General features: G+C 54.4%; 18 protein-coding genes. 12 read left to right on the plus strand and 6 right to left on the minus strand.

What is annotated here, in order from left to right; genetic code table 11:
- Positions 1-61 precede the first annotated feature (61 nt).
- Together uhpT and AX755_RS01255 are read left to right on the plus strand one after the other, a co-directional pair.
- Positions 62-1453 (plus strand): hexose-6-phosphate:phosphate antiporter, encoded by a 1392-nt coding sequence (gene uhpT, locus AX755_RS01250; RefSeq protein ID WP_013094812.1) that lies wholly within the window; start codon positions 62-64, stop codon positions 1451-1453.
- Positions 1454-1614: 161 nt separating this feature from the next.
- Positions 1615-2619, plus strand: a complete 1005-nt coding sequence (locus tag AX755_RS01255; RefSeq protein ID WP_038418263.1) for an alpha/beta fold hydrolase — start codon at positions 1615-1617, stop codon at positions 2617-2619.
- On the opposite strand, the gene AX755_RS01260 is transcribed toward AX755_RS01255, so the two are convergent.
- Entirely contained in the window at positions 2607-3509 is a 903-nt protein-coding gene (locus AX755_RS01260; RefSeq protein ID WP_062856158.1) for a LysR family transcriptional regulator, read from the minus strand. The genes AX755_RS01255 and AX755_RS01260 overlap by 13 nt on opposite strands.
- Before the next feature lie 99 nt (positions 3510-3608).
- Between AX755_RS01260 and AX755_RS01265 the strand changes: the two genes are divergently transcribed.
- The 10 genes from AX755_RS01265 to AX755_RS01310 all read left to right on the plus strand — a co-directional run bounded on the left by AX755_RS01265 (position 3609) and on the right by AX755_RS01310 (position 13623).
- Positions 3609-4061: a DUF1198 domain-containing protein gene (locus AX755_RS01265; RefSeq protein ID WP_014830062.1), complete on the plus strand. Its 453-nt coding sequence runs from the start codon at positions 3609-3611 to the stop codon at positions 4059-4061.
- Between the two features lie 96 nt (positions 4062-4157).
- Entirely contained in the window at positions 4158-4685 is a 528-nt protein-coding gene (locus AX755_RS01270; RefSeq protein ID WP_062856159.1) for an SRPBCC domain-containing protein, read from the plus strand.
- A 64-nt stretch (positions 4686-4749) separates the two neighbouring features.
- On the plus strand, positions 4750-5940 hold the full coding sequence (gene nepI / locus AX755_RS01275; protein ID WP_062856160.1) for a purine ribonucleoside efflux pump NepI: 1191 nt from the start codon (positions 4750-4752) through the stop codon (positions 5938-5940).
- Between the two features lie 609 nt (positions 5941-6549).
- Entirely contained in the window at positions 6550-7500 is a 951-nt protein-coding gene (locus AX755_RS01280; RefSeq protein ID WP_062856161.1) for a hydroxyacid dehydrogenase, read from the plus strand.
- A gap of 10 nt (positions 7501-7510) precedes the next feature.
- A complete protein-coding gene (locus AX755_RS01285; protein WP_062856162.1) occupies positions 7511-8209 on the plus strand; it encodes an RraA family protein in 699 nt (232 codons plus the stop codon).
- A 70-nt stretch (positions 8210-8279) separates the two neighbouring features.
- Positions 8280-9674, plus strand: coding sequence for a DASS family sodium-coupled anion symporter (locus tag AX755_RS01290; protein WP_062856163.1), 1395 nt, complete (start codon positions 8280-8282; stop codon positions 9672-9674).
- Between the two features lie 13 nt (positions 9675-9687).
- A complete protein-coding gene (locus AX755_RS01295) occupies positions 9688-10851 on the plus strand; it encodes a metallo-dependent hydrolase (RefSeq protein WP_062856164.1) in 1164 nt (387 codons plus the stop codon).
- Positions 10852-10987: 136 nt separating this feature from the next.
- Positions 10988-12868, plus strand: a complete 1881-nt coding sequence (locus AX755_RS01300) for a sigma 54-interacting transcriptional regulator (RefSeq protein ID WP_062856165.1) — start codon at positions 10988-10990, stop codon at positions 12866-12868.
- A 241-nt stretch (positions 12869-13109) separates the two neighbouring features.
- A complete protein-coding gene (locus AX755_RS01305) occupies positions 13110-13382 on the plus strand; it encodes a type II toxin-antitoxin system Phd/YefM family antitoxin (RefSeq protein ID WP_041911702.1) in 273 nt (90 codons plus the stop codon).
- The gene (locus AX755_RS01310) at positions 13357-13623 is read left to right on the plus strand and encodes a Txe/YoeB family addiction module toxin (RefSeq protein WP_020686436.1); all 267 of its coding nucleotides are present in this window, start codon (positions 13357-13359) and stop codon (positions 13621-13623) included. The genes AX755_RS01305 and AX755_RS01310 overlap by 26 nt, the downstream gene beginning before the upstream one ends.
- Before the next feature lies 1 nt (position 13624).
- On the opposite strand, the gene AX755_RS01315 is transcribed toward AX755_RS01310, so the two are convergent.
- The 5 genes from AX755_RS01315 to AX755_RS01335 all read right to left on the minus strand — a co-directional run bounded on the left by AX755_RS01315 (position 13625) and on the right by AX755_RS01335 (position 19196).
- Positions 13625-14530, minus strand: a complete 906-nt coding sequence (locus AX755_RS01315; protein ID WP_023620617.1) for an EamA family transporter — start codon at positions 14528-14530, stop codon at positions 13625-13627.
- A 121-nt stretch (positions 14531-14651) separates the two neighbouring features.
- Entirely contained in the window at positions 14652-16031 is a 1380-nt protein-coding gene (locus AX755_RS01320) for a carbohydrate porin (RefSeq protein WP_062856166.1), read from the minus strand.
- 134 nt (positions 16032-16165) lie between these two features.
- The gene (locus AX755_RS01325; protein ID WP_008500136.1) at positions 16166-16468 is read right to left on the minus strand and encodes a PTS lactose/cellobiose transporter subunit IIA; all 303 of its coding nucleotides are present in this window, start codon (positions 16466-16468) and stop codon (positions 16166-16168) included.
- 11 nt (positions 16469-16479) lie between these two features.
- Positions 16480-17853: a glycoside hydrolase family 1 protein gene (locus tag AX755_RS01330; RefSeq protein WP_040021094.1), complete on the minus strand. Its 1374-nt coding sequence runs from the start codon at positions 17851-17853 to the stop codon at positions 16480-16482.
- Between the two features lie 17 nt (positions 17854-17870).
- Positions 17871-19196 carry a PTS cellobiose transporter subunit IIC gene (locus AX755_RS01335; protein WP_013094821.1) on the minus strand — a complete coding sequence of 442 codons (1326 nt, stop codon included), beginning with the start codon at positions 19194-19196 and terminating at the stop codon, positions 17871-17873.
- Positions 19197-19204: the final 8 nt, after the last annotated feature.

Consider the following 19204-nt stretch of genomic DNA (forward strand, 5'->3'; position numbering starts at 1 on the left):
CTCCTGGCTGATTTTTACAATGCCTGCCATTCGCAGGTAAAAATCAGCTCAGGAGCAAACCATGCTGGCCTTCCTTAATCAGGTGCGCAAGCCGACCCTGGATCTGCCGCTCGACGTGCGGCGCAAAATGTGGTTCAAACCGTTTATGCAGTCCTATCTGGTGGTCTTTATCGGCTACCTGACCATGTACCTGATCCGCAAAAACTTTAACATCGCGCAGAACGACATGATCTCCACCTACGGGCTGAGCATGACGCAGCTGGGGATGATTGGCCTGGGCTTCTCCATCACCTACGGCGTGGGCAAAACCGTTGTCTCGTACTATGCAGACGGCAAAAACACCAAGCAATTCCTGCCGTTTATGCTGATCCTCTCCGCCATCTGTATGCTCGGCTTCAGCGCCAGCATGGGCGCGGGCTCCGTCAGCCTGTTCCTGATGATCGCCTTCTACGCCCTGAGCGGTTTCTTCCAGAGTACCGGTGGGTCGTGCAGCTACTCCACCATCACCAAATGGACCCCGCGCCGTAAGCGTGGTTCATACCTTGGTATGTGGAACATCTCCCACAACCTCGGCGGGGCGGGTGCAGCAGGCGTGGCGCTGTTCGGCGCGAACTACCTGTTTGACGGTCACGTCATCGGCATGTTTATCTTCCCGTCGATTATCGCCCTGATTGTCGGCTTTATCGGTCTGCGTTTTGGCAGCGACTCTCCGGAATCTTACGGCCTCGGCAAAGCCGAAGAGCTGTTCGGCGAGGCGATCAGCGAAGAGGACAAAGAGACCGAAGAGAACGAGATGACAAAATGGCAGATCTTTGTTGAGTACGTGCTGAAAAACAAAGTGATCTGGCTGCTCTGCTTCTCCAACATTTTCCTGTACGTGGTGCGCATCGGTATTGACCAGTGGTCGACCGTGTATGCCTTCCAGGAGCTGAAGCTCTCTAAAGAAGTCGCGATTCAGGGCTTTACCCTGTTTGAAGTGGGTGCGCTGGTCGGTACGCTGCTGTGGGGCTGGCTCTCTGACCTCGCCAACGGTCGTCGTGCGCTGGTGGCCTGCGTCGCGCTGGCGCTGATTATCGCTACCCTGGGCGTCTACCAGCACGCCAGCAACCAGTACGTTTACCTGGCGTCCCTGTTTGCGCTCGGCTTCCTGGTGTTTGGTCCGCAGCTGTTGATCGGCGTAGCGGCGGTAGGTTTTGTACCGAAAAAAGCGATCGGCGCCGCCGACGGGATTAAAGGCACCTTCGCCTACCTGATCGGCGACAGCTTCGCCAAGCTGGGTCTGGGGATGATTGCCGACGGCACGCCGATTTTCGGCCTCACCGGCTGGGCAGGCACCTTTGCGGCGCTGGATGCCGCCGCCATCGGCTGTATCGTCCTGATGGCAATGGTTGCGGTGCTCGAAGAACGTAAAATTCGCCGTGAAAATCGTGTGCAGAAATTAAAAGCAGCCTGAGTGTGCAGGTGACTTCTTTGCCCGGTGTGTGATGCCGGGCTTTTTTGTTTTAAATTCCAGTTTTTACCCCGCTTTACACACTCGCCCCTCTCCTTGCTCTACAGTTTTTTTTGCTGCCGCTTTTCGCGCAGCCTTATTCCTTTTGCTATGGGAGAGCTTGCATGTTGACCCGACGATTATCCTGCCTGGCGCTGTTGATGGCGCTGGCAACCCCCGCAATGGCTACGGATGCGCCCACCTACGGCGAGAAGCTGGAAGGTTTCGACTACGGCTGGCCGGTAAAACACTTTACGTTTACCTCCCAGGAACAGTCTCTGGATATGGCTTATCTGGACGTGAAGCCGGAAAAACCCAACGGCCGCACCGTGGTGCTGATGCACGGCAAAAACTTCTGCGCCGGTACCTGGGACGGCACTATCCGTGCGCTCTCAGCCAGCGGTTATCGGGTGATCGCTCCCGACCAGATTGGCTTTTGTAAATCCACCAAACCGGAGCACTATCAGTACACCTTTCAGCAGCTGGCTGATAACACCCACGCCTTGCTGAAAACGCTCGGCGTCGATCGCGTGACTGTTATCGGCCACTCGACTGGCGGCATGCTGGCGACCCGCTACGCGCTGATGTGGCCGCAGCAGGTGGAGCAGCTGGTGATGGTCAACCCAATTGGTCTGGAAGACTGGAAAGCGCGCGGCGTGCCGCATATTACGGTCGACCAGTGGTACCAGCGCGAGCTGAAGGTCAGCGCCGACGGCATTCGTCAGTACGAGAAAAATACCTACTACGCCGGAGAGTGGAAGCCGGAGTACGAGCGTTGGGTCACCATGCTTGCCGGGCTGAACAACGGGCCGGGAAAAGAACGTGTGGCCTGGAACTCGGCGCTGCTTTACGACATGATTTACACCCAGCCGGTGATCTACGAATTTAGTGAACTAAAGATGCCGGTATTATTGATGATCGGCACGAAGGACAACACCGCCATCGGGAAAGATCTCGCCCCGCCTGAGATCCGCAAAACGCTCGGCAACTATGCGGTGCTGGGGAAGGAGACGGCGAAACGCATCCCGCACGCGACGCTGGTCGAGTTCAACGACATGGGGCACGCGCCGCAGATGCAGGATCCTGCACGCTTCCACGAGGCACTGCTGAAAGGGCTTCAGGCGCGCTGACAGGTTTCCAGCAACAACCCGCGCAGCCACATCTGCGCGGGATTACGGTGTGTTCTGGCGTGCCAGGCCATGCACTTGGTGAAACCCGGCACCGGAACCGGTGTGTCGCAGACAAACATTCCCGTCTGGTTTTCCGCTATCCGTGACGGTACCACGGCGATCATATCGCTTATCGCCAGTACATCTGGCAGTACCAGGAAGTTGCTCACCGATAACCCCACGTGCCGCGTCCGGCCCATTTTTTCCAGCGCGCCATCCGTCACGCCGCGAAAACTGTCACCCTCATAAGAGACCAGCACGTGCTCAAGGGCGCAAAAGCGCGCCAGAGAGAGCGGTTTGCCCGCGTCCGGGTGGTCGGCACGCATCATGCAAACGTACCGTTCATCATAAAGCGCCCGGCTGTGCAGGTCGTCTGGCGTGGTGTGGGGCGTGATCAGCGCCACGTCAACGTTCCCGCGTTCAAGCTGGTTCATCATGCGCTCGGAATCGACAGGTATAACCCGCACGCGTATTGCCGGTGCCCGCACCTTCAGTGCCGCGATAAACGGCACCGCGATCGCGCGGAGCGCGTAATCGGTGGCAGCAAGCGTGAAGGTGAGAGTGGCCTGTCGTGGGTCAAACGCCACCGGCTGCAGCAGGAGGTCGATATCTGCCAGGATGCGCTTCACCGGCGCGGCCAGCTCTTCCGCACGCGTCGTGGGTACGATGCCGTGGGGCGCTCGGATAAACAGCGGGTCGTCGAAGTAATCCCGCAGGCGGTTCAGCATGCCGCTGACCGCCGGCTGGGTCAGGGCCAGACGCGCCGCCGCGCGGGTGACGCTGCGTTCATCCAGCAGGGCGTCGAGCGTTTTCAGCAGGTTAAGATCCAGCATGCGCAGATCCGTTTTCATGACGATGTTCTACCTTTTTTCAGTTCACTATTATGGCCGTGCCCGCTGTCGATACCCTGCGTTTCCCGCTATGATGAGCGGCTATTCAAAGGAGAACGCATGGTCTGGATAATGCTGGCAACGCTTGCCGTGGTGTTTGTGGTTGGGTTTCGTGTCCTGACCTCGGATTCCCGCCGCGCCATCAAACGTTTAAGCGAACGGCTGGGTATCACCCCGATGCCGGTCGAGTCGATGATCGACCAGTTCGGTAAAACGCCCGGCAATGAGTTTATCCGCTATCTTGAACGCCCGGACGAGGCGCATCTGCAAAACGCTGCCCAGGTGCTGCTCATCTGGCAGGTCTGTATCGTCGACGGTAGCGAAGAGAATCTTCACACCTGGCACCGCATGTTGCGTAAAGCCCGTCTGGCCGCGCCGATCACCGATGCGCAAATCCGCCTCGCCCTTGGCTTTATGCGCGAGATGGAGCCGGATCCGCAGGAGCTGAACGCTTTCCAGCTGCGTTACAACCAGCTCTTTCTGCCGGAAGAGGGTGTGTTTTACCTGCACTGATATCACGAACCGTGATGATGAGTATAAGGCATCATCATTAGTTTTATACCACTCACGGGCGCACCATCACCTCATCCACTAACGATGAGGTGAACCATGAAACAATCCACCATTATCTGGCCAGACGATTACCTGCCAGGCACCACCGATAACTTTGCGTCCAACGAAATCATTGTCGCCGGGCTGAGCGCAAAAGAGATTTGGGCGCAGCTTAACGACACTACCCTGTGGCCGAACTACTACAGCAACGCCGAAGATATTCGTTTTCACGACGGCAGCGGTCCGGAACTGAGCGCCAACGCCCGCTTCCGCTTCACGACCTTTGGCTTTCCGGTTGAGGCGCAGGTGACGGAGTATGTTCCGCCGGTCGATGGCGAGGCGGCGCGTATCGCCTGGCACGGCTGGGTGGAAGGGGAGGAGAGCGCGCGTCTGGATGTGATCCACGCCTGGCTGTTTGAAGACTTACCGGGTAACCGCGTCCGTATTTTGACTCAGGAGTCGCAGAAAGGCGTTCCGGCACAGGAATTAGCACGTACCCTACCGAACCCGATGATCAACGGGCATCAGGAGTGGATCGTCGGGCTGGCGAAGGCGGCGATGCAAGAAAAGTTGTCGAAACGTTAAATTCGTCACACTTTTGATGATAAACTGCGCGACTTTCCCGCACGTTTTTATCTCAGGTGACACCATGACAGAACATATCCAGCCCACGACCAGACCGCAGACCAAAGAGGTTTCTCGCCCCAACTGGTCGGCGGTTTTTTCCGTGGTGTTCTGCGTCGCCTGTCTGATTACCGTCGAGTTTTTACCGGTCAGCCTGCTGACGCCGATGGCGCAGGATCTGGGCATTTCCGAGGGCGTAGCAGGGCAGTCCGTTACCGTGACCGCGTTTGTGGCGATGTTTGCCAGCCTGTTTATCACGCAGGTTATTGGCGCGATTGATCGCCGCAAAGTGGTCATTCTCTTCAGCGTGCTCCTGACGCTCTCCTGTCTGCTGGTCTCTTTCGCGGAGAGCTTCACCCTGCTGCTGCTCGGCCGCGCCTGTCTGGGTCTGGGGTTGGGCGGTTTCTGGGCAATGTCCGCCTCGCTCACCATGCGTCTGGTGCCGGCACGCACCGTGCCGAAAGCCCTCTCCGTTATCTTTGGCGCGGTCTCCATCGCGTTGGTGATTGCCGCGCCGCTGGGGAGTTTCCTTGGCGGAATCATCGGCTGGCGTAACGTCTTTAACGCCGCAGCGGTGATGGGTTTTCTCTGCATTCTGTGGGTGTGGAAAGCGCTGCCGTCCCTGCCGGGAGAAGCGGCGCACCACAAACAGAACATGTTCAGTCTGCTTAAGCGCCCCGGCGTGCTGGCGGGGATGACCGCCATCTTCATGGCCTTTGCCGGGCAGTTTGCCTTCTTTACCTATATCCGCCCGGTCTTTATGACCATGGCGGGCTTTGACGTGGATGGCCTGACGCTGGTGCTGCTCAGCTTCGGTATCGCCAGCTTTGTCGGCACCTCGCTGTCGTCTCAGTTCCTGAAGCGTTCCCTGAAAGTGGCGCTTGCTGGTGCCCCGCTGGTACTGGCTGTCAGTGCCGTCGTGCTGATCCTGTGGGGCAGCGACAAATGGGTTGCCTCGGCGATTGCGATTATCTGGGGCTTTGCCTTTGCGCTGGTGCCAGTGGGCTGGTCGACGTGGATCACCCGCTCGCTTGCCGATCAGGCTGAAAAAGCCGGGTCGATTCAGGTGGCGGTGATCCAGCTGGCGAACACCTGCGGCGCGGCGGTGGGCGGCGTGGCGCTCGACCACCTGGGGCTGACGTCGCCGCTGGTCATCTCCGGCACGCTGATGTTGCTGACCGCGCTGCTGGTGGCAGGGAAAGTGAAGGCGAAGTAATGCTTTTCTCCCTCTCCCGTGGGAGAGGGCTGGGGTGAGGGCAACAGGCTACGCCGGGGCTTTCACCCTTTTTCTCCTCATAAGATGCCGTGACAGAACAGATCCACTCTGCCCCTTCGCTCCATGCCGGAGAGATTGCACACCCCAACTGGTTGGCGGTTTTTTCTGTGGGGTCAGTTTGGATATCGAAAATTATTGTACGTTAAGTTTTTTTGACCTTTCTATTTTACCAGGTCTGAGCTGGCGCAATTTATCAGGAGATGACGTTCGATTTTTTCCAGATATAAATACTGGTTAAGTCATTTTTCTTGCTAATGAAAATATCTTATTTTAAAAAAACAACAATCAATTAATGTCAGCGGGAATAACCTTTAAGCCTCACAATGAAATAATGTGACACGGTCATCATTGCTTGTTTCAATATGAAATAAACTTGTTTTTATTTTGAAATGAAGAAATATTATTGTTAACCACATCACAATTTAAAATCTCTCGATAAATAATAAAATAATTAAATTTCAATAAGTTATAGTTAATTGTTTTCCGGGATAAATTTTGGCACATTGTATGCTTATCACGTGTTGTAGAAAACAACACTGGAGAACGTTAATGGCCTACAAAATTTTACTTCCACAAGAAATCATGAAGGAAGGGAGAGAGTATCTTGAGAGCCGTGGTTATGAACTGATTACCGGTTCAGGAATGGAAGAAGATATCATCCGTGATATCCCGGATTGCGACGGTATTATTGTTCGCCTCTCAAAAATGTCCGATCGTGTATTCGAAGCGGCGAAAAAATTAAAAGTAGTGGCCCGCCATGGCGCAGGTTATGACACCGTTGATTTAGATTCCGCGAAACGCCACGGTGTAACCGTATTAAATGCGCCGATTGCTAATAGCATGTCTGTTGCCGAACTGACCATTTTTTACATGCTGCACTGCTCACGTAACTTCAAGCTGGTTGAGCAGAAAATGCTTGAGGATTATTACTGGGCAAAACTGCGCACCCCAAAAGTCGAGCTGGATGGAAAAACCTTAGGTCTTGTGGGCGTGGGGAACATCGGATCGCGTGTTGCCATCAAAGCGCTGCATGGCTTCAACATGAAAGTCATCGCCTACGACCCGTACAAAACTCAGGACCAGATACCGGAAGGTGTGGAGTTAACCAACGACTTCGATCGCATCTTCAAAGAGAGCGATTTCGTCTCCCTGCACTGCCCAACCACTGCGGAAACTACCGATTTCGTCGGCGAAAAACAGTTCGCCCTGATGAAACCCAGCGCCTACTTCATCAATACCGCACGCGGCAAGCTGGTCGATGAAAAAGCCCTCTACCATGCGCTTTCTACTCACGCCATTGCCGGTGCCGGTGTCGACGTGCTGAAAAAAGAGCCTTTCGATCCGGCAGATCCGATTTTTGCTCTGAGCAATGTTGTGATTGCCCCGCACATTGGTGCTGCCACCAAAGAAGCTACTGACCGCGCCTCGCTGCACTCCGCTATCGGTATCGATGAAGTGTTATCAGGTAAAAAACCGTCCTGGCCGGTGCCGGGTTTTTAAGGAGAAAATTATGTCTATTGGAAACCGTATCTACACGAAACGCCCGGCATTCGACGTTGAGTTGTTAAAACATTATGAACAGCTTCCCGCAGCAAACATCGCCGACACCATGAACCGCATTGCTGTGCTGGGTAACGGCATCAAGCGCATCTCTTCACCGAAGAAACCGATTATGGCGGGTTACGCCATTACGGTGAAAGCACGCGCAGGTGACAACCTGATGCTGCATGCCGCACTGGATATGGCAACGGAAAATGATGTCATCGTGGTCTCTAACGAAGGCGACCGTTCCCGGGCGCTGATGGGTGAAATCATGGTGGCTTACGCCCACAGCACCAAAAAAATCGCCGGTATCGTGCTGGATGGCCCGATCCGCGACATTGATGCACTGTCGGTGCTGGATTTCCCTCTCTTCGCCACGGGTTCAAACCCGGCAGGCCCGTTTAAAGAAGGCCCGGGTGAAGTGAACACGCCGATTGCCGTTGGCGGCGTAGCGGTGTGTCCGGGCGACCTGATTGTGGGTGATGCAGATGGCGTGATCGTGGTACCGCTGAACGATGCCGCCGCCCTGCTCGACAAAGCCACAGACTACGCCAAATTTGATGCGGGCAAAGTGGAAGCCGCAAAGAACGGTACGGCCAACCGTGCATGGGTAAGAAAATCATTAGACGAAAAAGGCGTTGAGTTCATCGACGATATCTATCGCTAATTCATACCAATAATGAAAGGCTGCACGCCAGCATCACGGCGTGTGGCTTCCAGGTACAGGTAATGTAAATATGCTTTATCTAAAACTCTTACCCATTATCTTTTTCCCCGTTCTTTTTTGGGTCATCCCTCACCCTGAAGGCGTTTCTGCCCAGACCTGGGAAATGGTCGGTATCTATCTGGCGATGCTGTGCGGGTTAGTCCTGCGCCCGTTTACCGACGCCATAATTATGCTCATCATCCTCGGTTTCGCCTCGCTGGTAGTTGAACCGGGTCCGCTGTTTGCTGGATTCGGTAGCCCGATGGTGTGGTTTATCATCAGCGCCTTTATTATCTGCAAAGCTTTTGTTATCACCGGTCTGGGCAAACGTATCGCCTATCTGCTGCTGCAACGTTACGGCAAAAATACCCTGACGTTGGGCTATTTGATGATGATCACGGATACTGTTCTGGCACCGGCAACTGGCTCAAACATGTCACGCTCTGGCGGCATTACTTACCCGATTTTCCGTAATATTGCCGAAGCGTTGGGTTCAAAGCCGGATGAAGGCAGCCGCAAAATCGGCGCGTATCTCACGATCCTGATGTACGTGGTGTCGATGGGCACTTCCAGCCTGTTCCTGACAGGGATGGCGACCAACTCTATTACCGTCTCGCTCGCCAACGAGATCATGAACGTAAATCTCGAATGGATGGTGTGGTTAAAAGCCGCCGTTGTGCCCGCTGGCATTGTGCTGCTGGCTGCGCCGTGGATCCTCTACAAGCTCTACGCGCCTGAGCTGAAAACCATTACCAACGTTAACGAAATCGCCACTAAAGGGTTGCAGGAACTGGGCCCAGTGAAGCGTGAAGAGAAGCTGCTGATTGTCTTCTTTGTGTTGGGAATTATCGGCTGGATGACGGGTTCTATCACCGGTATTGAGTTTATTCCGGTCGGCCTCGCGTTCCTTGCCTGCTTGTTGCTGTTCGGCGTATTGAGCTGGAACGATGTGGTCAGCGAAAAATCAGCCTGGCAGACCTTCGTCTGGTATGGTGCATTTTACGGATGTGCGGTCGCGCTCTCCAAAGGAGGCTTCTATGTCTACCTGGTGGATGTGATCAAAAACTACCTCGACCTGTCACAACTGAGTGAAATCAGTGCCCTCGGCGTGTTGGTGTTTATCAGCCTCGCGGTGCGTTATTTCTTCGTATCGAACAGTGCGTTTGTGGTTTCGTTCTACCCGGTGCTCTTTACCCTTGGGATGACCACGCAGGCGCACCCGATGTACATCGCCCTGTCGCTGGCCTTCTCAGCCGGTTACGGCGCATTGCTCACCCACTACGGGAATGGCGCCGGGGTATTCACCTTCTCCAGCGGTTATGTGCCGCAAAAAACCTTCTGGCTGCTTGGCACCATCATGGTGCTGGTCAACGTGCTGGTCTACTTCCTGATCGGCATTCCCTACTGGAAAATGATCGGTATTTGATAAAGAGGGCGAAATGAAACTCGACATACTCATTAAAAATGGTCTGGTGGCCGATCTCGACAACGCAGACTATGTAAACCAGAACATCGGTATTGTCGGCAACCGCATTGTGGATTTGCAGGACGTTGAAAACGCGCAAGCGGAAACCATTATCGACGCGGCAGGCTGCATTGTCCTGCCGGGGCTAATTGATTTTCATGCTCACGTTTTTCACGGCGGCACCGCCATCAGCGTAAACCCCGATGTGCTCTGTCTGCCTAACGGGGTCACAAGCGTAGTGGATGCCGGGAGCAGCGGTTGGGTGAACTACAAACTGTTCCGTAATAGCGTGATGAATACAGCCCAGACGCGCATTAAAAGTTATCTTAATGTGGTCAACGTGGGGTTATCCACGCTGGGTGGCGGGCCGACGGGGTATCTGGAAAACACCAACCCGGCTAACTTTAACGTGGAGAAAATCAGCCAGACGCTGGACGAAAACCGCGACAACATCCTTGGGCTGAAGCTGCGCTATAGCCAGGATATTGCCACCGGGCGCAACTTCAGTGGTGATCCGTTCTACGCCACCGTGGAACTGGCCCGAGCGCTGAAAACCACACTGTGCGTACATGTAACCGATTCACGTCTGCCTGCTGATGAACTGATTGGTCACTTTCAGGCGGATGACATCTACGCCCACTGTTTCCACGGTACTGGCAACGCCATTCTGAGGGAGAGTGGCGAACTGTTTCCGGCAATCCGCGATGCGAAAGGTCGCGGGGTAATATTCGACTGTTCTAACGGTGTGGCGCACTTTGATTTCAATGTAGCCCGCAACGCCATGGAACAGGGCTTTAACCCGGATATCATCAGCACCGACCTGACGCTGCGTAACAGTCTGCGCACCGACAAAGTGTTCAGCCTGCTGTTTATCATGTCGAAGTACCTCAACATGGGCATGTCCTTCTTCGAGGTGGTTCGTGCTGTCACCCGCACGCCAGCACGACTGATGAAAATGCAGGGGCAGATTGGCACTCTGGCGCCCGGTGCACTTGCGGATATTGCCATCGTGAAATTGCGTAAAGACAAGATAGTGTTTGAAGACACCAAAGGAGCGGTGCTTGAGGGGGACCGTTATATCGATAACTGCGCCACCATCATCAACGGGCAAATTGTCTATCGTCGCCAACGTTTTTAAGTGAGAAGTCTGTTTAAGAGCCTTTGCCTGCGCCCTCAATGCGCAGGCTTTTTTTTCGTTTTGCCGGATGACGCATTTTGGCGTGAAAGGCCTGACTATATGATGTGCTGCATAAACCGATAATCCTGGATTGACTATGAAAAACAATGGAATAGCTATTTTCTCGGTGTCAAAAACCATCACGCAACGCATATCCAATGTGCTTATCGAAAGAAAAATCGACATCCCCGTTTACGAATATCACTTCTCTGACGTGGTGGAAAAAGCCCAACAGCTCATTCAGGGCGGCACAAAAATTTTTATTAGCCGGGGTGGGACAGCGGCACTGCTGCGTAACAACCTGAACATTCCGGTCGTTGAAATTGCCCATGACCTGCACGGGATCTATCGCATCCTGCAGGAAGCCCGTAAGAAGTCACAGAAAATTGCGGCGGTAGGGTTTCCCCAGTTCTGCAACGTACTACGCCACTATCAGAACATGACCGACGATGCGTTTAAAATCTGCCAGGTCTATAACCATAACGACATCGAAAATGTGGTGAAAAATCTTGCGGACAATGACTATCAATTGGTTATCGGCGGCCTGACGGTGGCCGAGATGGCGAAAAAGTACGATCTGAACGTTATCATGGGCGATACGGACAACATCTCCATCGAACAGGCGCTTGATGTCGCTACAAGCATGTTGAAATACATCAACAGCGAGAGCGTGAAGCTGGCTATGTCCTGGTCAGCACTCAACCAATCGCGCGAGGGGGTGATGTGCCTCGACCAGTCCGGAGAAATCATCAACATTAACGCCCGAGGCTTCTCACTGTTCCAGTGCAGTATTGGCGAGAAGATCTTCAAAAAAGAGGCCTATAAGGAGATTTTCGGCAGCATCATCAATGAACAGGACGTCAAAGAGCATGCGCTTGAGATTAACGGTGAGACGGTGTATCTGTCGGTGAAGCACTTTTCCAATAAGAACAGTTTTTACACCATCATTACCGGCATCAGACCAGAGCAAACAGGCTGGTCTGCTTCTCGTAGTGTCAGGAAGAGCGATAACAAAGGTTTTATCACCACTTATTCCTTCGCCGATATCATTGGCGATTCTCCGGTTATGGCGTCGGTAATTTCACAGGCCAAAATCTATGCTGCTCATGACCTGCCAGTACATATTTTGGGCGATACCGGCACCGGCAAAGAGCTGTTTGCCCAGAGCATCCATCACGCCAGCCCACGCAGCGCCGGGCCCTTTATCGCCATCAACTGTGCCGCTATTCCAGAAACCCTACTAGAGAGTGAGCTTTTCGGCTATGCCGATGGTGCCTTCACTAACGCGCGTCGGGGCGGCAAACCTGGCATTTTTGAGATGGCGATGAACGGCACCGTGTTTATCGATGAAATCAGTGAAGCACCGCCTGCGGTGCAGATTAAATTGCTGCGTATTTTACAAGAGAAGCAGTTCTGCCGGGTGGGAGGCGAAACGCTGATTAGCGCTAATTTTCGCCTGATTACCGCCAGCAACAAAGATCTTAGCGTGCAGGTGGCGGCGGGTAAGTTCCGTCAGGACCTGTGGTACCGTGTCAATATTCTTGAGCTACGGTTGCCCACACTCAGAGAACGTACAGGGGATGTAATGTTGATTATTGCCTCTCTGCTGGCAAGGCAAGGGAAGTTATTAACTTTCACCGATGAGGCTGTGAATTACCTTAATAGCTATCCGTGGCCTGGGAATATCCGGGAGCTTCAGGCTGCTCTTTTCCGCCTGATAGTTCTGCATAATAAGAGCGTGGTGGATGTGGATGTATTGAAGTCCCTGTGTCACCTTTCGACTTCTTCCTCAGCTAGCGAAGAAACTGTAATCCCACTGACGGATGAGGTTGATTTACTAAAAAAACAGGAACAGAAACTGATTGCTTCCGTGATGAAACAGACCGACAACGATCGCGCCAGAGCAGCGTTGATTCTGGGGATCAGTCCGACCACGCTGTGGCGAAAGATGAGAATGTATGGAGTAGAAAATGTCTAATGGAGTAGTACTGACTGATTACTCTATCTCAGGGCTGCTATTTAATCAGAAGCTACATTCCTGTAGAGAGCCTGAATACGGCAAATCTGAGAAGCACTGTAGCCCGTCGTGATTTCCGGCCCCCTGATGCTGCTGACGGCGGGGAAAGTAAAGGCGCAGTAAGCGGCGTAAAGACTGTGTGCTGGTTGATAAGTGACCACCAACTCTTTATACTTGTACCGTAACTTGTACAGGAGGAAGTATGCAGGTTGTGACGTTTACCGAAGCGCGAAGCCGACTCAAAGATGTGTTGGACGACGTGAATGACAACGTGGAGACAACCATTATCAGCCGTCGCAATGGTGGTGATGCGGTAGTGATGTCTCTGCAGCACTACAACTCAATGATGGAAACCATCCATCTGATGAGTTCGCCTGCCAACGCCAGCCGACTGATGGAGTCAATCGCACAGGCAAACACGGGAAAAACCACGCAGAGGGATCTGATAGATGACCAGGCTACTGATTTGGACTGATAACGGCTGGGACGATTACCTGTGGTGGCAGGAGCAGGACAAGAAGACGCTTCGCAGAATCAACAAGCTAATTGAAGATGCGAAGCGCCAACCCTTTGACGGCCTGGGTAAGCCGGAACCGCTTAAGGGCAACCTTTCCGGGTACTGGTCCCGCCGGATTAACGACACTGACCGTCTGGTTTACGGGGTGACGGATAGCGCTCTCACCATTCTGATGTGTCGCTATCACTATTATTCATAAATCACGCCGGGGCTTTCACCCGTTTTCTCGAATCCATCGAAATCAACACCACCGACGACACGATCAGCAGCGTGCCCAGCCAGTCCGGCAGCGTAAACGCCACGCCCAGTAAAATCACCGACAGTAACGCGCTGCTCAGCGGCTCGGCGCAGCTCAGAATGCTCGCCTTCGGCCCGCCGATCATCTGCGCGCCTTTCAGGTACAGGCTGAACGTCAGCGCCGTGCCGATCACCACCAGGTAGAAAAACGCCAGCAGCAGGCTGCCGTCAATGACAAACGCGGTGCCGCGCCCAGCGTAGAACGGCGTCAGCGTTAAGCCGGCGATCAACATACTCCAGCCGACAATCGGCAAGGTGCCGTAACGGGCGATCAGGGTTGACGGATACGTCGTGTAAAACGCCGCGGCAAAGGCCGAGGCAATGCCGAAGAACAAAGCCGCAGGCGAGATGGAGAGTGAAGTGGGGTCGCCGTGGGTGACCAGCAAAAATGTCCCCACCAGTGAGGTCAGGATCGCGGAAAGCACAAACAGACCCGGCCGCTTTTTCCGCGCCAGCGCAAACCACGCCACGATAATCGTCGGTGACAGAAACTGCAGCACGGTGGCCGTAGCCGCGTTGGATTTCTCGATTGTCACCAGGAAGGTGAGCTGCACCGTGAGCGCGCCAGCCAGGGAGAAAAACAGCAGGCTGAGGGCGTCTTTGCGATGTTTGATGACCGAGAAAATTTTGTCGCCGTGAACGAAGGAAAGCGTCAGCAGGATCAGGCCGGTAAACAGCAGGCGAACCATGGTCAGATACGGTGACGAGATCTGGCTTTTCTCCATGATGTACTGCGCGCAAACCCCTGAGCTGCCCCATAAAACGGCGGCGATCAGGACGTTCAGCATCCCTTTACGTGTGGAACCCATGTTCTCCCCTGCGATGTTGTCGTTAATTCGGTCAACAGCATAGCATGGTTGTGTGCGGCCTGACGCCCTCACCCCGACCCTCTCCCACGGGGAGAGGGGGATACACCGTTTTGCTTTTACCTTAGAACCACGCCTCCCACATTGCGCCGACGTTGAAGTCGTCCAGCGTTTCGTCTTTGGTATTGTTCACGCGGGCGGTACGTTCGTTATCCACTTTGCCGCCGGTGACGTAGAAGCGCAGCATCGGACGGAACTCCGGCCCCATGGCGATAGACATGTTCTGCGACAGGGTCAGCTTCCAGCCCTTGTTGTCGCCGCCGTTGTCGTAATCCACATGCTGCCAGCCTGCTTCCAGCCAGGTGGAGTGAACGTCGTTCCACCAGTGCATCGGACGTACAATGACGTTGTAGTTCTTACGGTTATCGGTCTTATCACGGCTGTTGTCGTAGTCGTGGAAGGCGAGGATGTACTCCACCTGCGTGGCCTGGGTGAATTTGTACAGCCCTTCGAAGCTGGCATAGACCGTGGTCAGATCCTCGGTTTTATTGAACACGCTGTTGTCCGCGTTATCAGAGTAACGGGCAATCACCTTGTTCACGCCGCTGTCGTTGGTGTGGCTCAGCACCACGCCGCCCTGCCAGGCATTCAGACGCTCATCGCTCTCCACCGCTTTTGAATCAAAGCCGTAGTTGGCGTACAGCTCCAGATCCAGCGGACCGACTTTCATGCCGTGGATTTTCGAGGTGGCCGCGTAGTTACCTTTGTCGCCCGTGCCGGACCCGCCGGTACAGGTGATGCGTGACGGGTTGGCTTCATCTTCCATGACTTCCGGGCTACAGGATTCCACCGCCGCCACGGCGGCCACGTCAAACTGCACGCCGCCGATGTCGAAGTTCTTCACCCCGGCGCCCTGGCCGTCGTGGTTCATCCAGAAGTAATCGTTGATGCCCTGCTGCGGACGCTGGTGGAAGTCACGACCAGCCCAGAAGTAGGCGTTCGGGTTGGAGGCCATAATGTTGGTCACCCCCGCGTAGGCTTTTTTCAGGTTAACTTCATCGCCCCAGTGGTCGATCATCACGTTGATGTCCCAGATGGCGCCGTTGTCACCCTTGAAAGCCTTGGAGAGCTGGAATTCACCGCCGTTGCCTTCGTTACCCAGACGACCGATGGCTGATGCCCCGTTATAGGAACCGTCCACCGCCACGTATTTCTGGTCAGCGGCCTGGAAGTGCGCGCCGTAACGGGCATAACCGGTAAATTTAATGCCGAACGGAATAGCCATATCCGGGGATTGCGCCGCGCTTTGCGGCTCCGTCACCACGTCGGCTTTTTTCGCGACCGCGGCATCCATTTTGGCCTGACGCTCCGCGAGGGCTTTATCCACCGCTTTTGCCACAATGGCGTCGATTTGTTCCTGGGTAAATTCCTGTGCGAGTACAGAAATTGGGCAAAGCGCGGCGATAACCGCCATGGTTAATGGAAGTTTTTTTAGGGTAGTCATGGTTATCTCAATATAGTTTAATTTTATTCAGACAATAACCATCCCGCTCCGATCTGACAGAGTATGTCGCTATCATCAGAACAAGTGGATTTCTATTTAAGGTACAGAGGTATTACTCGTTATTTCGCCATAGATTATCTCTGATATAAATGAATAATTTCTTCGGATAATTCACGCGCCAGTAATGAATTCATTAAATGATCCTGCGCGTGCACCATAATTAACGTCATCGGCTGACGGGCTTCACCCGCATCCTGCTCAATGAGTTTGGTCTGCATCTTGTGCGCCTGGCGCGCGTAGCCATCGGCTTCGCGCAGCAGGCTTTTGGCTTCGTCAATGTTGCCCTGCCGCGCAGCGTGCAGTGCTTCAAAGCACAGGCTGCGCGACTGACCCGCATTGACGATGATTTCCATCACGGCTTCTTCCAAGGCAATCATCGTCTTTCTCTCTATTTCTCGAAACTATTATGTAAAGAGGTGGCAGCAAACCACTCTCCGCTCTTTTTAATGGTGCGCTGTTGCGTAGTTAAATCGAGCTGAATAAAGCCATAGCGGTTTTTATACGCATTACACCACGACCAGTTATCAATAAACGTCCACATATGGTAACCAAGACAGTGACACCCTTCGCTAATACCTTTATGCAGCCAGGCTAAATGTCCGGAAATAAAATCGATGCGGTATTGATCGTTGATTTGGCCATTTTCAATAAAACGCTGTTCATTTTCGACACCCATTCCGTTTTCAGAAATAAAACAGCGTGGGTTGCCGTAATTGTCGCGCAGATTAACCAGAATATCGTAAATACCCGGCTCGTAAATTTCCCAGCCACGGTACGGGTTCATCTTGCGGCCCGGCATCTCGTAGTTATCAAAGAACCACTCCGGCATAAACGGCGCCTGCGGGTTCACCGCGCTGTCGCGACACTTCACGCGACGCGGCTGGTAATAGTTAATGCCGAGCAGGTCGATTTTCCCTTCTGCGATCAGGAAACTGTCCTCCGGTTTACAGGCAGGCAGCTGGTCGTAAGATTTCAGCAGCGCCACCAGATCGGCCGGGTATTCGCCGCGCAGAACCGGGTCCAGAAAGCTGCGGTTGAACATCAGATCCGCAATGTGCGCCGCCTTCACGTCCGCCGGGTTTTGCGAGCGCGGGTAGGACGGCGTCAGGTTGAGCACGATGCCGATCTCACCTGCGTAATGTCCGGCGCGGTAGGCCTGGACAGCCTTCGCGTGGGCCAGCACGGTGTGATACGCCACGGTGGCCGCCCGACGGAAATCCACCACGTTGGGGTAGTGGAAATCGTACAGATAACCGCCTTCAACCGGGACAATCGGCTCGTTGAAGGTAAACCAGTGCAGCACGCGGTCGCCAAACAGGTCGAAGCAAATCTGCGCATAGCGGGCGTAAGCGTCCACCACCTCCCGGTTTTCCCAGCCGCCAATCTCCTGCATCGCCATCGGCATGTCGAAATGGAACAGGGTGATAAACGGCGTAATGCCCTGCGCGATCAGCTCATCAATGACCTGGTTATAAAATTCGACCGCCTTTGGATTCACTTCACCGATACCGTCGGGGATCAGGCGCGCCCAGCTTATAGAAGTGCGAAAGCTGTTGTGGTTCAGCTGCTTTAACAGCTGAATGTCCGTTTTCCAGTGCTGATAAAACGTGGAGGTATGCTGCGGCCCCACGCCGTTATGAAAACGGTTCGGCTCGCGGGCAAACCAGTAATCCCATGTGGTTTCACCCTCTCGTGTCCCTTCGGTCTGGAGAGCAGAGCTTGCGCTGCCCCACCAGAAATTATCGGGAAATGTATATTTCATGACGCTTCCTCTTTGACTTAATTGCTTGCGGTCTCAGCGGTACCGACGGTTGCCTGAGCTTTCTGCTCTTCGTTTTTCATCAACGTACGCTCGTAAGCACGCAGGAACGGCAGGTACATCAGCGCTGACATCACCATACAGATGAGACACATCACCACCGGGCTCAGCGCCCAGTTGGCGGCCCATGAGGCGCCAATTGGTGCGGGCGTGGTCCACGGCGTTAACGATACCACCTGTGCCAGCCAGCCCAGTTTGGTTGCCGCGTACGCCAGGCACGCATTCACCAGCGGAACACACACGAACGGGATAAACAGCATCGGGTTCATGATAATGGGGGCGCCGAACAGGATCGGTTCGTTGATGTTAAAGAAGCTTGGCACAACGCCCATTTTGCCGATGGTGCGTAAGTGCGTTACCCGGCTTCGCAGCAGCAGGAAGGCCAGCGGCAGTGTGGAGCCTACGCCGCCAATCAGCAGGTAGTGATCCCAGAAGCCCTGCAGGTAGACGTGCGGCAGCGCCGCACCGGCCGCCAGAGCCGCCTGGTTTGCCGACAGGTTCGCCATCCAGAACGGGTTCATGATGCCGGTGACAATCAGCGAGCCGTGGATACCGGCGAACCAGAAGATCTGGCACAGCAGCACGGAAAGCAGAATGGCAGGCAGCGAGTCAGACGCAGAGACCAGCGGTTCCAGCAGGTGCATAATCGCCTGCGGGATGATCATGCCGGTCTGCGCCTCGATAAACAGGTTCAGCGGATGCAGGGTGCCAATCACCACCATCACCGGGATCAGGATCTCAAACGAACGCGCCACGCCGGTCGGGACTTCCTTCGGCAGACGAATGGTCACGTTGTTCTGCTTCAGCCACGCATAGACGCGGGTGGCGTAGATGGCGGTGATCAGCGCAGTGAAAATCCCCTGACCAGACAGGTACTGGGTGGAGATCTTACCGTCCGCATACGGCGCGGCGACCAGCAGGAAGGCCATAAAGGCCAGCAGGCCGGACATCACCGGGTCGAGATTAAACTGACGCCCCAGGCTCGCCCCGATCCCCACCGAGATGAAGAAGGTCATCACGCCCATGCTGAGGTTAAATGGCAGCATCAGCTGTTCGCGATAAGTCTGGGAGAAATCCAGCCAGCCGCGGGCAAAGCTGTTGGTGGTATCCGCCGAGAACGGCGGGAAGATGAACACCAGCATAAACGAGCCGATGATCATAAACGGCAGCGCGGCAGTAAAGCCGTCGCGGATGGCAATCACATACTTTTGCTGGCCGAGCTTCGCGGCCAGCGGGGTAATTGACTGCTCAATCACCGCGACCATGGATTGATATAACGAACTCATGTGAACAC

Origin of the sequence: Enterobacter sp. SENG-6 (genome assembly GCF_001605945.1) — a bacterium.
Classification (GTDB): Bacteria; Pseudomonadota; Gammaproteobacteria; order Enterobacterales; family Enterobacteriaceae; genus Enterobacter; species Enterobacter cloacae.

Excerpts from the sequence above, each read along its gene's own strand:
- AX755_RS01270 (WP_062856159.1), top strand. The coding sequence starts at position 4,158 with ATGAAACAATCCACCATTATCTGGCCAGACGATTACCTGCCAGGCACC.
- AX755_RS01300 (WP_062856165.1), top strand. The coding sequence starts at position 10,988 with ATGAAAAACAATGGAATAGCTATTTTCTCGGTGTCAAAAACCATCACG.
- AX755_RS01330 (WP_040021094.1), bottom strand. The coding sequence starts at position 17,853 with ATGAAATATACATTTCCCGATAATTTCTGGTGGGGCAGCGCAAGCTCT.
- AX755_RS01320 (WP_062856166.1), bottom strand. The coding sequence starts at position 16,031 with ATGACTACCCTAAAAAAACTTCCATTAACCATGGCGGTTATCGCCGCG.
- uhpT (WP_013094812.1), top strand. The coding sequence starts at position 62 with ATGCTGGCCTTCCTTAATCAGGTGCGCAAGCCGACCCTGGATCTGCCG.
- AX755_RS01280 (WP_062856161.1), top strand. The coding sequence starts at position 6,550 with ATGGCCTACAAAATTTTACTTCCACAAGAAATCATGAAGGAAGGGAGA.
- AX755_RS01295 (WP_062856164.1), top strand. The coding sequence starts at position 9,688 with ATGAAACTCGACATACTCATTAAAAATGGTCTGGTGGCCGATCTCGAC.
- AX755_RS01335 (WP_013094821.1), bottom strand. The coding sequence starts at position 19,196 with ATGAGTTCGTTATATCAATCCATGGTCGCGGTGATTGAGCAGTCAATT.
- AX755_RS01260 (WP_062856158.1), bottom strand. The coding sequence starts at position 3,509 with ATGAAAACGGATCTGCGCATGCTGGATCTTAACCTGCTGAAAACGCTC.
- AX755_RS01310 (WP_020686436.1), top strand. The coding sequence starts at position 13,357 with ATGACCAGGCTACTGATTTGGACTGATAACGGCTGGGACGATTACCTG.
- nepI (WP_062856160.1), top strand. The coding sequence starts at position 4,750 with ATGACAGAACATATCCAGCCCACGACCAGACCGCAGACCAAAGAGGTT.
- AX755_RS01285 (WP_062856162.1), top strand. The coding sequence starts at position 7,511 with ATGTCTATTGGAAACCGTATCTACACGAAACGCCCGGCATTCGACGTT.
- AX755_RS01325 (WP_008500136.1), bottom strand. The coding sequence starts at position 16,468 with ATGATTGCCTTGGAAGAAGCCGTGATGGAAATCATCGTCAATGCGGGT.
- AX755_RS01255 (WP_038418263.1), top strand. The coding sequence starts at position 1,615 with ATGTTGACCCGACGATTATCCTGCCTGGCGCTGTTGATGGCGCTGGCA.
- AX755_RS01315 (WP_023620617.1), bottom strand. The coding sequence starts at position 14,530 with ATGGGTTCCACACGTAAAGGGATGCTGAACGTCCTGATCGCCGCCGTT.
- AX755_RS01290 (WP_062856163.1), top strand. The coding sequence starts at position 8,280 with ATGCTTTATCTAAAACTCTTACCCATTATCTTTTTCCCCGTTCTTTTT.
- AX755_RS01305 (WP_041911702.1), top strand. The coding sequence starts at position 13,110 with ATGCAGGTTGTGACGTTTACCGAAGCGCGAAGCCGACTCAAAGATGTG.
- AX755_RS01265 (WP_014830062.1), top strand. The coding sequence starts at position 3,609 with ATGGTCTGGATAATGCTGGCAACGCTTGCCGTGGTGTTTGTGGTTGGG.